Raw genomic sequence first — 12,801 nt, forward strand, 5'->3', positions numbered from 1 at the left:
CGTAAGCAGGGGTGGCCGGGGGACGGTCAGAGACGCTCGATGACGGTGGCGACACCCATGCCGCCGCCGACGCAGAGGGTGGCGAGGCCGTAGCGCTTGTCCCGGCGCTCCAGCTCGTCGATGAGCGTGCCGAGGATCATCGCGCCGGTGGCGCCGAGGGGGTGGCCGAGCGCGATGGCGCCGCCGTTGACATTGATCTTGTCCAGCGGCAGACCCATGTCCCTGGCGAAGCGCAGGACGACGCCGGCGAAGGCCTCGTTGATCTCGACGAGGTCGATGTCGTCGATGGTGAGCCCGGCTTTGGCGAGCGCCTTGCGGGTGGCGGGCGCGGGGCCGGTGAGCATGATGGTGGGCTCGGAGCCGGAGACCGCGGCGGAGACGATCCGGGCGCGCGGCGTGAGGCCGTACCGCTCCCCGATCTCCTTCGAGCCGATCGCGACCAGGGCCGCGCCGTCGACGATGCCGGAGGAGTTGCCCGCGTGGTGGACGTGGTCGATCTTCTCCACCCAGTGGTACTTCTGCAGGGCCACCGCGTCGAAGCCGCCCATCTCGCCGATCGCCGCGAACGACGGCTTGAGCGCGGCGAGGGAGTCTGCCGTGGTGCCGGGCCGCATGTGCTCGTCGTGGTCGAGGACGACGAGACCGTTGCGGTCCTTGACGGGGACGACGGAGCGCGCGAAGCGGTTGTCCTTCCACGCCTCGGCGGCCCGCTCCTGCGACAGCGCGGCGAACTCGTCGACGTCACGGCGTGAGAAGCCCTCGATCGTCGCGATGAGGTCGGCGCCGATGCCCTGCGGCGCGAAGCCCGTCTCGTAGTTGGTCATCGGGTCCATCGCCCAGGCGCCGCCGTCCGAGCCCATCGGCACCCGGGACATCGACTCGACGCCGCCCGCGAGGATGAGGTCCTCCCAGCCCGAACGGACCTTGGCGGCCGCCAGGTTGACGGCTTCCAGGCCCGAGGCACAGAAGCGGTTCTCCTGGACGCCCGCGACGGTGTCCGGGAGGCCGGCCGCGATGGCGGCGATGCGGGCGATGTCGGAGCCCTGGTCGCCGAGCGGGCTGACCACGCCGAGGACGATGTCGTCGATGGCCGCCGGGTCCAGGTCCGGGAACCGGCCGCGGATCTCGTGGATCAGGCCGACGACGAGATCGATCGGCTTGGTGCCGTGCAGGGCCCCATTGGCCTTGCCGCGGCCGCGCGGGGTGCGGATCGCGTCGTAGACGAACGCTTCGGTACTCAAGACAGCTGCCTTTCGGGGGTGGTGGCGCAAGAGGGGGTGTGGCACAGGGAGAGGTGTGGCACAGGCGGGGGGTGGTGGCCGGGCAGGGGTCAGGCGAACAGGGGTCAGGCGAGCAGGGAGCGGCCGATGATCTCCTTCATGATCTCGGTCGTACCGCCGTAGATGGTCTGGATGCGGCCGTCGGTGAACGCCTTGGCCACCCGGTACTCGGTCATGTAGCCGTAGCCTCCGTGCAGTTGGAGGCAGCGGTCGGCTACGCGCTTTTGCAGTTCGGTGGCCCACCACTTGGCCATCGAGGCGTGCACGGCGTCGAGCGTCCCCTCGGAGTGGTCGACGATGCACCGGTCGAGGAAGGCACGGGTGACGGCGCACTCGGTGGCCATCTCCGCGATCTCGAAGCGGATGTGCTGGAGCTTGGAGAGCGGCCGCCCGAAGGCCTCGCGCTCCTTGACGTACTCGGTGGTGATCTCCAGCAGGTACTCGGCGGCGGCGATGCCGGCGACTGCTATGCCCATCCGCTCCTGGGCGAGGTTGGTCATCAGGTGGATGAAGGCGCCGTCGAGCTCGCCGAGGAGGTTCTCCTTGGGCACGCGGACGTCGTTGAAGAACAGCTCGGCGGTGTCCTGGGACTTCTGGCCGATCTTGTCGAGGTTGCGGCCGCGTTCGAAGCCCTGCGCACCCCGCTCGACGACGATGAGGGAGAGTCCCTTCGCGCCGCCGTCCGGGGTGGTCTTCGCCACGACCACGACCAGGTCGGCGAGGATGCCGTTGGAGATGAACGTCTTGGAGCCGTTGAGCAGCCAGTGGTCGCCCTTGTCCTCGGCCGTGGTGCGGATGCCCTGGAGGTCGGAACCGGCACCGGGTTCGGTCATCGCGATGGCGGTGATGATCTCGCCGCTGCAGAAGCCGGGCAGCCAGCGCCGCTTCTGCTCGTCGGTGCCGAGACCGGTGAGGTAGGGGCCGATGATGTCGTTGTGCAGGCCGAGCGCCAGCCCCGCGGCGCCCGCCCGGGTGAACTCCTCGGCCAGGACGGCGCTGTAGCGGAAGTCGGCGTTGCCGCCGCCCCCGTACTCCTCGGGCACCGCGAGGCCGAGGAGGCCCTGCCGTCCGGCCGCGAGCCAGGCCTCGCGCGAGACGATGCCGTCCTTCTCCCACTGCTCGTAGTGCGGGAGCACCTCCTTGGCCAGGAAGGTGCGGACGGCCTCGCGGAACGCGTCGTGCTCTTCGGTGAAGATCTGCCGCTGCATCAGTCGGTGGTGTCCTTCCGGGGGGTCCGCAGGCCCGGTACGTCCCAGTCGGCGGCGACGGCGTCGGTATCCGCGCCCGGCCGCGCCGGGCCGCTGTGCACCGAGGAGGGCGTGGCCGAGAACCGGGGCGCGGGCGCGGGCTGGGTGAGTCCGCCGTGTTCGACGAAGGTGGCGCGGGCGGCGAGGTGCGGGTGGTGCGGTGCCTCGCGGAGCGAGAGGACGGGTGCCACGCAGGCGTCCGACCCGTCGAAGACCTCGGTCCATTCGGCGCGGGTACGGGTGCGGAACCGGGCGGCGACGACCGCGCGCAGCTCGTCCCAGCGGGAGATGTCGCCCCGGTCGGGGGCCGTCTCCCCGATGCCGAGGAGTTCGGCGAACTCGGCGTAGAACCGCTGCTCCAGCGGGCCGACCGCCATGTACTCGCCGTCGGCGGTCTCGTACGAGCCGTAGAACGGGCAGCCGCCGTCCAGCAGGTTGGAGCCGCGCCGGTCCTGCCAGCCGCCGGCCGCCAGCATCCCGTGGATCATCATGGCGAGGTGGGCGGCGCCGTCGACGATCGCCGCGTCCACGACCTGGCCGCGGCCGCCGGGGGTACGGGCGTGCTGGAGGGCGGCGAGGACGCCGACGACGAGGTAGAGCGAGCCGCCCGCGTAGTCGCCGAGCAGGTTGGCCGGGACGGTGGGCGGCTCGTCCGGCTTCCCGATCATGGAGAGGGTGCCGGTGAGGGCGATGTAGGCGATGTCGTGCCCGGCCCGTGCGGCGAGCGGCCCGTCCTGGCCCCAGCCGGTCATCCGCCCGTAGACGAGGAGCGGGTTGCGGGCCAGACAGGCGTCGGGGCCTACCCCCAGGCGCTCGGCGACGCCCGGCCGGTACCCCTCGATCAGGATGTCGGCGCGCTCCGCCAGCTCCAGGACCGTGTCCGGGCCGTCCTCGGCCTTGAGGTCGACGAGGACGGAGCGTTTGTTGCGGTTGGTGAGGTCATGGGCCGGATCGATGCCGAGGCCGGCGCCGCCGGGCCGGTCGACCCGCACCACGTCGGCGCCCAGATCGGCCAGGAGCATCGCGGCGAACGGGCCGGGGCCGATGCCCGCCAGTTCGACCACCCGTACCCCGGCGAGCGGGCCCCGCGGGCCGTGCGCACCGTTCCCTGCTGTTGCCATCGAGCCCCCAGCGGTATGACACAACCGATGTAACACCGATGATGCTAAGAACGTACCGCGCTCCGCACAACCCCTTGAGGCGAGCAAGCGCTTAGTTCTTTTCCCGCCGATCCTCCCCCACGAAGCCCTCCCGGACGCACACCGCCACGTCCGCCTCCGCTAACCTCTGCCTGCTACATCGGCGCCGGCCCCTGCGGAGGCACTCGTGAACAGGCAGAACGGGGCACAACGCCCCTATGACGTAGTCCTCTTCGGCGCCACCGGCTTCGTGGGAGTCCTCACCGCCGAATATCTGGCGGCACACGCACCGGACGGCTGCCGCTGGGCCCTGGCCGGCCGCAACCGCGCCAAACTGGAACAGCTGCGCAATCACCTCACCTCCGTCGATCCGGGCTGCGCGGACATCCCTCTGCTGCACGCCGACGCGGACGACGCCTCTTCGCTGCGCGAGCTGGCCGAGTCCGCCCATGTGGTGGCCACGACGGTCGGCCCGTACGTCTGGTACGGGGAGCGGCTGGTCGCCGCCTGCGCCGAGGCCGGAACGGACTACGCGGACCTCTCCGGTGAGCCGGAGTTCGCGGACCGGATGTATCTGGAGCACGACGCACGGGCGCGCGAGACCGGCGCCCGGATCGTGCACGCGTGCGGCTTCGACTCCGTACCGCACGATCTCGGGGTGTACTTCACGGTCCAGCAGCTGCCCGAGGACGTACCCCTGCGCATCGACGGTTTCGTCCGCAGCAACGCGGCCTTCTCGGGCGGTACGTTCGCCTCCGCGCTCACCGCGATGGGCCGCGGCCCGCAGATGCTGCGCGCCGCGAAGGAGCGCCGGCTGCACGAGCCGCGCCTCGTCGGCCGCCGCGCCCGCGCCCCGCTCGGCGCCCCGCGCTTCAGTACGGAGACCGGCACCTGGGCGCTTCCGCTGCCCACCCTCGACGCGCAGATCGTGGAGCGCTCCGCCCGCGCGCTGCCCCGCTACGGCCCCGACTTCCGCTACCGGCACTACGCGTCGGTCAAGTACCTGCCGGTGGCGCTGGGCGGCACGGCGGCGCTGGGCGCCCTGATGGGCGCGGCGCAGTTGCCGGCCGCGCGGGCGTGGCTGATGGACCGGTACGAGCCCGGCTCGGGCCCGGACGCCGAGCGCAGGAGCCGCAGCTGGTTCACGGTCAGGTTCGTCGGCGAGGGCGGCGGCCGCCGGGTGTTCACCGAGGTGTCGGGCGGCGACCCGGGCTACGGCGAGACGGCCAGGATGCTCGCGGAGTCCGCGCTGTGTCTGGCGCTGGACGAGCTGCCGACGGTGTCGGGGCAGGTCACCACGGCCGTCGCGATGGGCGATGCGCTGGGGGAACGCCTGCGGGCGGCGGGGCTGGGCTTCCGGGTGGCGGCGGTCCGCTGAGGCACGTCTAGAAGATCCACGAGAAAAGCGTGTAGAGCATCGCTCCGGCCCAGACGAACGCCACCGCACCTCCGATCAGCATGCCCACCGCGACGCGGCGCTGGGCGGGGTGAAGAGGTGCGGTTCGGGCGGGTGTGCGAGGTACGTTCATATGTCCAGAGTGCCGACCATGATCGGCGAACGCTATCCGTACGGATACTCAGACGCCCCCGCCCCCGTCCGCACCGCCCTCAGGCGGTCGCCTCGCGCAGCGCCCGCCGGCAGAGCGCGTCCGCCCGGCGGGTGGTCTCGGGCTGACGGAAGTCCCGGGCGAGCAGCAGGGTGTGCGCACAGGCGTTGTCGAGGCCGGTGCGGTGGCCGACGGAGACGAAGACCGGTTTGGTGCCGTCCTGGGTACGCAGTGCCCGGCCCACCTCCTCGTCCCCGTCGAGCAGCGGCGAGCAGTCGCCGCGGCGTGGGCCGGGCTGTTCGTACGAGAAGGTGAAGGGGTTCTTCGCGACGCCGATGACCGGCAGCCCGGTGAGCACGCCCAGATGGCTGGCGAGTCCGAAGCGGCGCGGGTGCGCCTGCCCGTATCCGTCGCAGACGACGAGGCCCGGATCGGCCGGCAGGGACTCCAGCGCGGCCAGCACGGTGGGGATCTCGCGGAAGGCCAGGAGCCCGGGGACGTAGGGGAAGGTGACCCGGCCGACGGCGGTCGACTCGGCCACCACGTCCAGGGTGACCGCGTCGAGCACGACGGCCGCCGCCACGACGACGTCGCGCTCGTCGTCGTAGGCGACGTCGACACCTGTCACCCGGCCGGTGCCGGGCGGCGGCCCCGGCTCGTCGAGCACCACGCGGGCGCGCAGGGAGTCCTGGACGGCGCGGGCACCGGCCTCGTCGGATGGCATCTGAAGAGTTGTCATGGTGCTGACCAGCCTATGGGGCCGTCCCGCGATCCCCGGCGGGTGCGCGAGGCCGGCCACGGCACGGGACAGCCCTCAGGGAGTGTTCAGCCGGGCCGCGCGCCCCTGCTCGCCCGCTGCCCAGCAGCCGCCGTCCGCCGTGCAGTCGACCGTGTCGTAGGAGCCGGTGCCGACCGTCCGCCAGGTGCGCCCGCCGTCCGTGGTGAGGTCGGTGCCGGACGGGCCGACAGCGAGTGCGGCCGACCGGCTGTGCGGCAGCCAGGCGACGCCCGAGCGGTAGGCGGCGGGTGCGGTGGCCGACTGGCGCCAGCCTCGGCCGCCGTTGTCCGTGACGGCCGAGGCGCGGGGCGATTCCTGGTCGGGCCGGTAGTCGCCGCCGACCGCGATGCCGTGGGTCCGGTCGCGGAAGGCCAGCCCGAAGACCCCGCGGGCCGGGTCACCGGCAGGCAGGGTCGATTCGGCGGCCCGCCAGGTCACTCCGCGGTCCCCGGAGTGCAGGACGCGTGCGGTGGCCGCCCCGCCGGTCGCCAGCCAGACGTCCTTCGGCCCCGAGCTGACCAGGCACTGTCCACTGGCCGCGAACCCCGCCTCGCCGTCCTGGGCCGGGGGCATGCCCGTACTGGGCAGCACGCTCCAGCTGCGGCCGCCGTCGGCGGTGGACAGGATGCGGAACCGCCCGTCCACCGGGTCGCTCATGGCCAGCCCGTGCCGGCTGTCGAAGAAGGTGAGGCAGTCGTAGAAGGCGCGGGCGTCGGTGTTGCGGAAGGACTCGGTCCACGTCGCTCCCCCGTCGTCGGTGCGCAGCACCCGGGACGCCTCCCCCTCGCCGATGGCCAGCGCCACGGCCCGTCGGGCGTCGAAGGCCTCAATGTCGCGGAACTCCAGCCCCTGCGCCGCCGCACCGGGCGGTGAGACGTCGCGCCAGTGCCGGCCGGCGTCGGAGGTGCGCAGCACCGTGCCCTTGGTCCCGGCGAGCCAGGCGGTGCGGCTGTTCACGGCGGCGAGGCCGCGGAAGCGGGCGTCGGTTCCGGTGGCGGTGGGTGTCCAGACCGGCCGGTCACCGGGCCGGTGCCGTTCCCCCGGCGCCGCGTGAGCCGCCGGTGCGGCCAGCGCCGCGGCCAGCGCCGCCCCGCACAGTCCCAGTGACATCAGTCGTCGCGTCTTTCCCTTGGCCCTCATGGCGCTGGAAGCTAACCGACGGACCGCGCGCCGTCCAGGGTGCGCCGCCCGGAAGCGGGCACGTGATCAGGGACCGGGGGCCCGGTGAGCGGTGACGCAGCTCACTCGGTTCCGGGGTGCACGGATCGGCGACTTCCGTCGTCTGTATCAGTGCCGGGAACCCGTTCATCCGGTCGCGAGAGGGAGCAGGTCGTGTCCATCGTTATCGAGCAGTCCGTACAGGTCCGCATGGTGGCGTCCGCGCCGCAGATGGAGACACTTCCGGCCGTCCTCCGGTACGACCGCACGGACCCCTTCGCGATCCGCATGGCCTTCCCCGCACCCGCGACGCTGGAGGGCACCGAGGTGTCCTGGGAGTTCTCCCGGGAACTGCTCACGGCGGGAATGGACACACCGGCGGGCGTGGGTGACGTACGGATCAGGCCGTTCGGGTACGACCGCACGGTTCTGGAGTTCCACGCCGCCGAGGGCGTCGCGATGGTGCACGTCCGCACTGCCGACCTGCGCCGGTTCCTGCGGCGGACCCAGCAGCTGGTGCCCGTCGGCGGCGAGCACCGGTTCCTGGACCTGGACCGGAACCTGACGGACCTGCTCGGCGGCTCCCGCTGAACCGGCCCCGGCGGACAGGGCGGTCCGGGACCGTGTCGCGTTAATTCGTTTGCCCGGCCCCCGGGCCGGGCGTAGCGTCTGCGATGTCCTTGTCGTCGTCGATCGGAGTAGGACGTTGCTCGTCTGAGGTCTTGAGACACCGTGTCGCGCGCCGTGTCGTGTCTGTACATGTCCGCGTGCCCGAGTGTGACCTCAGCTCTTTCGAGCCGTCCTCCGTGACCAGGGCCTTCCTCCGCATCTTGCGGAATCCTTCCGTGGAACGCCAGTGACCGGTGTCTCGTCCCGTTGCCCCTGACCTTCCTCGCAACCGGGAGATTCCCCTATGTCAGCTCCGCTCGCCCACCTCACCTGCTCGTCGCTCTCCTTCGCCTGGCCCGACGGCAGCGAGGTCTTCGACGACTTCCATCTCACCGTGGGGCCCGGCCGTACGGGCCTCATCGGTATCAACGGCGCCGGCAAGTCGACCCTGCTGCGGCTGATCGCCGGCGACCTCGCTCCGGCGGCGGGCCACGTCAGGGCCGCGGGCGAGGTCGGTTACCTGCCGCAGAATCTGGTCCTGGACACCGCGCTGCGGGTCGACGCGGCCCTGGGCATCGCCGCGACCCGTGAGGCGCTGCACGCCATCGAGGCGGGCGACGTCGGCGAGGAGCGGTTCACGGCCGTCGGTGACGACTGGGACGTGGAGGAGCGGGCCCGCGCCACGCTCGACCAGCTCGGTCTCGGACACATCGGGCTCGACCGGACCATCGGCGAGATGTCCGGCGGGGAGTGCGTGCTGCTGCGGCTGGCCGCGCTGCTGCTGGCCCGGCCCGACGTGCTGCTGCTCGACGAGCCGACGAACAACCTGGATCTGCACGCACGGCAGCGGCTGTACGCCGCGGTCGACGCGTGGAACGGGGTCCTGGTGGTCGTCAGCCACGACCGGGAACTGCTTGAACGCGTCGATCAGATCGCCGATCTGCGGGGCTCCGAGGTCACCTGGTACGGCGGAAACCTCTCGGCGTACGAGGAGGCGCTCGCCGTGGAGCAGGAGGCCGCCGAGCGCATGGTGCGGGTCGCGGAGGCCGATGTGCACCGGCAGAAGCGCGAGCTCGCCGACGCCCAGGTCAAGCTGGCCCGGCGCAAGCGCTACGGACAGAAGATGAACGACCAGAAGCGCGAGCCGAAGATCGTCATGGGCGCCCGCAGGCGCGCCGCGCAGGAGTCGGCCGGCAAGCACCGCATCATGCACACCGAGCGGCTGGCCGAGGCGAGGGAGCGCCTGGACGACGCCGTCGAGGCGGTGCGCGACGACGACGAGATCCGGGTCGAGCTGCCGCACACCAAGGTCCATCCGGGCCGCGGCGTGCTGGTACTGCGCGATCTGGAACTCGCTTACGGGGCACGGGTCCAGGGCTCGTTCGAGGTGCGCGGTCCGGAGCGCATCGCACTGGTGGGACGTAACGGAGCGGGCAAGACCACGCTGCTGCGGACGCTCGTCGGTGAGCTGGCACCGGTGTCGGGCGAGGCGGAGGTACAGCTCCCGGCGCGGTTTCTGCCGCAGCGGCTGGACGTGCTCGACGACGGGCTGAGCGTGGTGGAGAACGTGGCGCGGTTCGCACCGGATGCCACGGACAACGCGATCAGGGCGAGGCTGGCACGGTTTCTGTTCAAGGGGAAACGGGCGGACCGGCCCGCGGGAACCCTGTCGGGCGGGGAGCGGTTCCGCGCGGCTCTGGCCGCTCTGCTGCTGGCCGAACCGGCGCCTCAGCTGCTGATGCTGGACGAACCGACGAACAGCCTGGACCTGGCGAGCGTGCGCCGGCTGACGGCGGCACTCGACGCGTACGAGGGAGCGCTCATCGTGGCGAGCCACGACGTGCCGTTCCTGGAGTCCCTCGGAATCACGCGCTGGCTGCTGCTAGACGGCGAGCTGCGGGACACCACGGCCGAGGAGGTGCGCACCGGGATGTGAGGCGCGGAGCAGGGGAAGCCCGGGGGGGAGATGGGTGTGGGGGAGGCTGTGCGGGGGCTACGGGTGGAGTAACGCCCAGGCCTTGGAGCCGCCGGATGCCGTCAGCGCGGGGGCGAGCCCCCAGTCCCCGCCGTGCGCGTCGACCGCGGCCGCCAGCAGCCACATGCCGTCGCTGCGCTGCTCCCGGCACTCCTCGGACTTCTCCGGCGTTCCGTGACACGGGTGCTGGTCGTAGAGGACGACCCGCAGCGCGTCGAACTGCCAGTGGACCCGGAGCAGCATCTCCCGGTCCGGAGTGAACCGGTAGGCGGCGGCGACCAGTTCCGACGCGGCGAGAACCGCGGTGTCACGGAGTTCCGCGAGGTCGTGCCGGATGAGCAGGTCGCTCACGGCGCGGCGGGCGAGACCGGCGCAGAAGGCGCCGCCCGGCAGGGCGAACGAATAGCTCAGATTGCCCGCCACCGGCGGATGGGGCCCGGCCGGGGCCGGGGCGGGGGCGGGGAGAAAACGCAGTGCGCCCTTCATCAAGGTACTCACATTTCCGGTGCGTGTGGTGACAGTCACACAGAGGCACGGTCGCCCCGTGTGAGACTTGCGCTACCGACCGTAGCCCACAAGTGGAGCACAGTGCTACTACTTGTGTGGTTCCGGTCATTTCACTGACCTCCCCACCCGGAAGGACACACCGTGCCTCCCAGGAGCACTCCGACCGCCCGGCAACAACGCCTCGGGTACGAACTGCGAAAGCTGCGCGAGCAGTCGGGAATGACGGCGCAGCAGGCCGCCGCACTGCTCGGCGTCGACCGCACCCGGATCCCGAACATCGAGTCGGGCCGGTTCGGCATCAGCACCGAGCGGGTCCGCACCCTCGCCTTCAATTACGGCTGCCCCGACACAGGCCTCGTGGACCTGCTGGCCGAGATGACGCAGGAGCGGGCCAGGGGATGGTGGGAGGAGCATCGCGGACTCCTGCTGCCCAGCCTGCTCGACATCGCCGAATTGGAGTTCCACGCGGTTGAGTTGATCACCGCGACCACCACGCACATCCCGGGCCTCCTGCAGACCGAGGAGCACGCGCGGGCGGTCTTCGACACCGCCGACCCACAGTTGCCCCGCCCCGATCTGATGGCCCGGCTCTCGCTGCGGCTGCGCCGGCAGGAGGTCCTCGAACGGGACCGGCCGCCCCTGTACGAAGCGGTGATCCACGAGGCCGCCCTCCGGATGCAGTTCGGCGGCCCGAAGGTGACCGGGGCGCAGCTGGAACACATCCTCGGCCAGTCCGAACGGGACCGGATAACCGTCCGGGTGATCCCGTTCGCAGCCGGTGGATTCCCCGGCGCCGGGCAGTCGTTCACCTATGCCGGCGCGGCGGTGCCTCAGCTCGATACCGTGCAGCTCGATTCCTCGCACGGCTCGATGCTGCTGGATGCCGATATGCAACTGCGGCGCTACCGGGGCCTGTTGGCGCGACTCCGTACGCTCGCGCTGCCCGTCGAGGAATCACGCGAATTCATCCGGCGCATAGCCCAGGACCTCTGAGGAGAGACCATGAACGACATCTGCTGGGACGAGGCATTCTGCAGCGAGGGGGCGAACTGTTTCCGTTTCGGCCTGGACGACCAGGGCCGCGCCTACATCGGCTCCACCACCGACACCTCCCTCTACGTCAGTGACTCCGTGGAGGCGCTGCGGGCACTGATCTCCGCGGTGAAGTCCGGCGCGGCGGACCATCTGCTCTGATCCCCGACCGACCGAGCCCCCTGTGCGCCCGCGCTCCGAGTACGCCGACTGTTCAGAGCCCATGCCACCGGGGGCCGGGCCCGGCTTTTCCCCTGTCTGGGGCACTCCCCCACAGCCGACCTGACCCTCCGTATATACGCTTGACCTGCACTTATGACATTGCGTAGCCGATTGTCGCCCGGGTGAGCTTGGCTCCGGCCTTACCGCCGCTTTAACCTACGGTCTCGTAACCTACGAAGCCGTAGGTAATTCTCCCGTCCCCAGGAGCTCCCCGTGACGATCACCTCTCCCCACCTCGGCAGTTCACAGGCGTGGACTGACGCCCAACTGCTGTACGCGCTGGAAGAGGTGGTGGAGAAGGAACTCAACCGCCATCTCACGGTCGCCAAGGACTGGATGCCCCACGAGTACGTCCCGTTCTCCGACGGCCGGAACTTCCCCGGTGTCTTCGAGGACGGTCAGGCCTGGGAGTCCGAGCAGTCCAAGGTCACCGACATCGGCAAGATCGCGCTGGTCGTGAACCTGCTGACCGAGGACAACCTCCCCAGCTACCACCACGAGATCGCCTCGCTCTTCGGCCGCGACGGCGCGTGGGGCACCTGGGTGCACCGCTGGACGGCCGAGGAGGGCCGGCACGGCATCGTGATGCGCGACTACCTCCTCACGTCGCGCGCCGTGGACCCGGACAAGCTGGAGCAGTTCCGGATGGCGCACATGACGGAGGGCTTCGAGTCCGACAACCGCCACTCGATGCTGCACTCCGTGGCCTATGTCGCCTTCCAGGAGCTGGCGACCCGGGTGTCCCACCGGAACACCGGCCACCAGTCGGGCGACCCGGTCTGCGACCGGATGCTGGCGCGGATCGCGACCGACGAGAACCTCCACATGGTGTTCTACCGCAACCTCCTGGGCGCGGCCTTCGAGCTCGCACCCGACCTGACCATGCAGTCCGTGCGTGATGTCGTCGTGAACTTCCGGATGCCCGGCCACGGCATGCCCGGCTTCGAGCGGGCCGCCGCGCAGATGGCGATCGGCGAGATCTACAACATGCGTATCCACCACGACGACGTCATCCAGCCGGTGCTGCGGTACCTGAAGGTGCTGGACATCGACGGGCTGGGCCCGGAGGGTCTCAAGGCGCAGGAGGAGCTCGGCCTGTACATGAACGGGCTGGACAGCGAGGCGGCGAAGTTCGACGAGAAGCTGGCCACGCGCAAGGCGCGGATGGCTGCCCGCGCCCAGGCCTGACGGCCCGCACCGCGTGCCGTCCGTCGGGGGCGGGTCCCCCGGCCCGCCCCCGGCGGACGTGCAGGTGGGGTGACCCCTCACCACGGGCGCGCGGACCGTACTCTGTGCCGGTGAAACCT

The 12,801-nt window shown here is 71.1% G+C and carries 13 protein-coding genes; 6 read left to right on the plus strand and 7 right to left on the minus strand.

Features of this window, described 5'->3' with window-relative positions; all coding sequences use genetic code 11:
* Positions 1 to 26: 26 nt before the first annotated feature.
* The 3 genes from ACZ6S6_RS05925 to ACZ6S6_RS05935 form a co-directional block, all read right to left on the minus strand.
* Entirely contained in the window at positions 27 to 1,241 is a 1,215-nt protein-coding gene (locus ACZ6S6_RS05925) for an acetyl-CoA C-acetyltransferase (RefSeq protein WP_362952609.1), read from the minus strand.
* Between the two features lie 104 nt (positions 1,242 to 1,345).
* Complete coding sequence (locus ACZ6S6_RS05930; protein WP_469704124.1) at positions 1,346 to 2,488, minus strand: acyl-CoA dehydrogenase family protein; 1,143 nt, start codon at positions 2,486 to 2,488, stop codon at positions 1,346 to 1,348.
* Positions 2,488 to 3,648: a CaiB/BaiF CoA transferase family protein gene (locus ACZ6S6_RS05935; RefSeq protein WP_469704125.1), complete on the minus strand. Its 1,161-nt coding sequence runs from the start codon at positions 3,646 to 3,648 to the stop codon at positions 2,488 to 2,490. Before ACZ6S6_RS05935 ends, ACZ6S6_RS05930 begins: the two co-directional genes overlap by 1 nt.
* A gap of 205 nt (positions 3,649 to 3,853) precedes the next feature.
* Between ACZ6S6_RS05935 and ACZ6S6_RS05940 the strand changes: the two genes are divergently transcribed.
* Positions 3,854 to 5,044 carry a saccharopine dehydrogenase family protein gene (locus ACZ6S6_RS05940; RefSeq protein WP_362952603.1) on the plus strand — a complete coding sequence of 397 codons (1,191 nt, stop codon included), beginning with the start codon at positions 3,854 to 3,856 and terminating at the stop codon, positions 5,042 to 5,044.
* A gap of 7 nt (positions 5,045 to 5,051) precedes the next feature.
* Here the strand turns inward: ACZ6S6_RS05940 and mmpA are convergent, their stop codons facing one another.
* The 3 genes from mmpA to ACZ6S6_RS05955 form a co-directional block, all read right to left on the minus strand.
* Complete coding sequence (gene mmpA, locus ACZ6S6_RS05945) at positions 5,052 to 5,195, minus strand: morphogenic membrane protein MmpA (protein WP_362952601.1); 144 nt, start codon at positions 5,193 to 5,195, stop codon at positions 5,052 to 5,054.
* Between the two features lie 79 nt (positions 5,196 to 5,274).
* On the minus strand, positions 5,275 to 5,952 hold the full coding sequence (locus tag ACZ6S6_RS05950; protein WP_362952599.1) for an endonuclease V: 678 nt from the start codon (positions 5,950 to 5,952) through the stop codon (positions 5,275 to 5,277).
* Positions 5,953 to 6,027: 75 nt separating this feature from the next.
* Complete coding sequence (locus ACZ6S6_RS05955) at positions 6,028 to 7,131, minus strand: beta propeller repeat protein (protein WP_362952597.1); 1,104 nt, start codon at positions 7,129 to 7,131, stop codon at positions 6,028 to 6,030.
* Positions 7,132 to 7,323: 192 nt separating this feature from the next.
* Between ACZ6S6_RS05955 and ssgD the strand changes: the two genes are divergently transcribed.
* Complete coding sequence (ssgD, locus tag ACZ6S6_RS05960; RefSeq protein WP_362952595.1) at positions 7,324 to 7,740, plus strand: spore wall synthesis regulator SsgD; 417 nt, start codon at positions 7,324 to 7,326, stop codon at positions 7,738 to 7,740.
* A gap of 322 nt (positions 7,741 to 8,062) precedes the next feature.
* Positions 8,063 to 9,694, plus strand: a complete 1,632-nt coding sequence (locus ACZ6S6_RS05965; RefSeq protein ID WP_469704126.1) for an ABC-F family ATP-binding cassette domain-containing protein — start codon at positions 8,063 to 8,065, stop codon at positions 9,692 to 9,694.
* Between the two features lie 57 nt (positions 9,695 to 9,751).
* Here ACZ6S6_RS05965 and ACZ6S6_RS05970 read toward each other — a convergent pair whose 3' ends face one another.
* Entirely contained in the window at positions 9,752 to 10,231 is a 480-nt protein-coding gene (locus ACZ6S6_RS05970) for an ATP-binding protein (RefSeq protein ID WP_362952592.1), read from the minus strand.
* A 150-nt stretch (positions 10,232 to 10,381) separates the two neighbouring features.
* Here ACZ6S6_RS05970 and ACZ6S6_RS05975 point away from each other — a divergent pair, with 150 nt between their 5' ends.
* The 3 genes from ACZ6S6_RS05975 (at position 10,382) to ACZ6S6_RS05985 (ending at position 12,682) form a co-directional block, all read left to right on the plus strand.
* Positions 10,382 to 11,233 carry a helix-turn-helix domain-containing protein gene (locus ACZ6S6_RS05975; RefSeq protein WP_362952590.1) on the plus strand — a complete coding sequence of 284 codons (852 nt, stop codon included), beginning with the start codon at positions 10,382 to 10,384 and terminating at the stop codon, positions 11,231 to 11,233.
* A 9-nt stretch (positions 11,234 to 11,242) separates the two neighbouring features.
* Positions 11,243 to 11,434 carry a hypothetical protein gene (locus tag ACZ6S6_RS05980; RefSeq protein ID WP_362952588.1) on the plus strand — a complete coding sequence of 64 codons (192 nt, stop codon included), beginning with the start codon at positions 11,243 to 11,245 and terminating at the stop codon, positions 11,432 to 11,434.
* Between the two features lie 273 nt (positions 11,435 to 11,707).
* Positions 11,708 to 12,682, plus strand: coding sequence for an acyl-ACP desaturase (locus ACZ6S6_RS05985; RefSeq protein WP_362952586.1), 975 nt, complete (start codon positions 11,708 to 11,710; stop codon positions 12,680 to 12,682).
* Positions 12,683 to 12,801 lie beyond the last annotated feature (119 nt).

This window comes from Streptomyces sp. NPDC048671, assembly GCF_055587045.1.

Coding starts and splice junctions, on each gene's coding strand:
- ACZ6S6_RS05930 (WP_469704124.1), bottom strand. CDS start 2,488: ATGCAGCGGCAGATCTTCACCGAAGAGCACGACGCGTTCCGCGAGGCC.
- ACZ6S6_RS05935 (WP_469704125.1), bottom strand. CDS start 3,648: ATGGCAACAGCAGGGAACGGTGCGCACGGCCCGCGGGGCCCGCTCGCC.
- mmpA (WP_362952601.1), bottom strand. CDS start 5,195: ATGAACGTACCTCGCACACCCGCCCGAACCGCACCTCTTCACCCCGCC.
- ACZ6S6_RS05950 (WP_362952599.1), bottom strand. CDS start 5,952: ATGACAACTCTTCAGATGCCATCCGACGAGGCCGGTGCCCGCGCCGTC.
- ACZ6S6_RS05955 (WP_362952597.1), bottom strand. CDS start 7,131: ATGAGGGCCAAGGGAAAGACGCGACGACTGATGTCACTGGGACTGTGC.
- ACZ6S6_RS05965 (WP_469704126.1), top strand. CDS start 8,063: ATGTCAGCTCCGCTCGCCCACCTCACCTGCTCGTCGCTCTCCTTCGCC.
- ACZ6S6_RS05980 (WP_362952588.1), top strand. CDS start 11,243: ATGAACGACATCTGCTGGGACGAGGCATTCTGCAGCGAGGGGGCGAAC.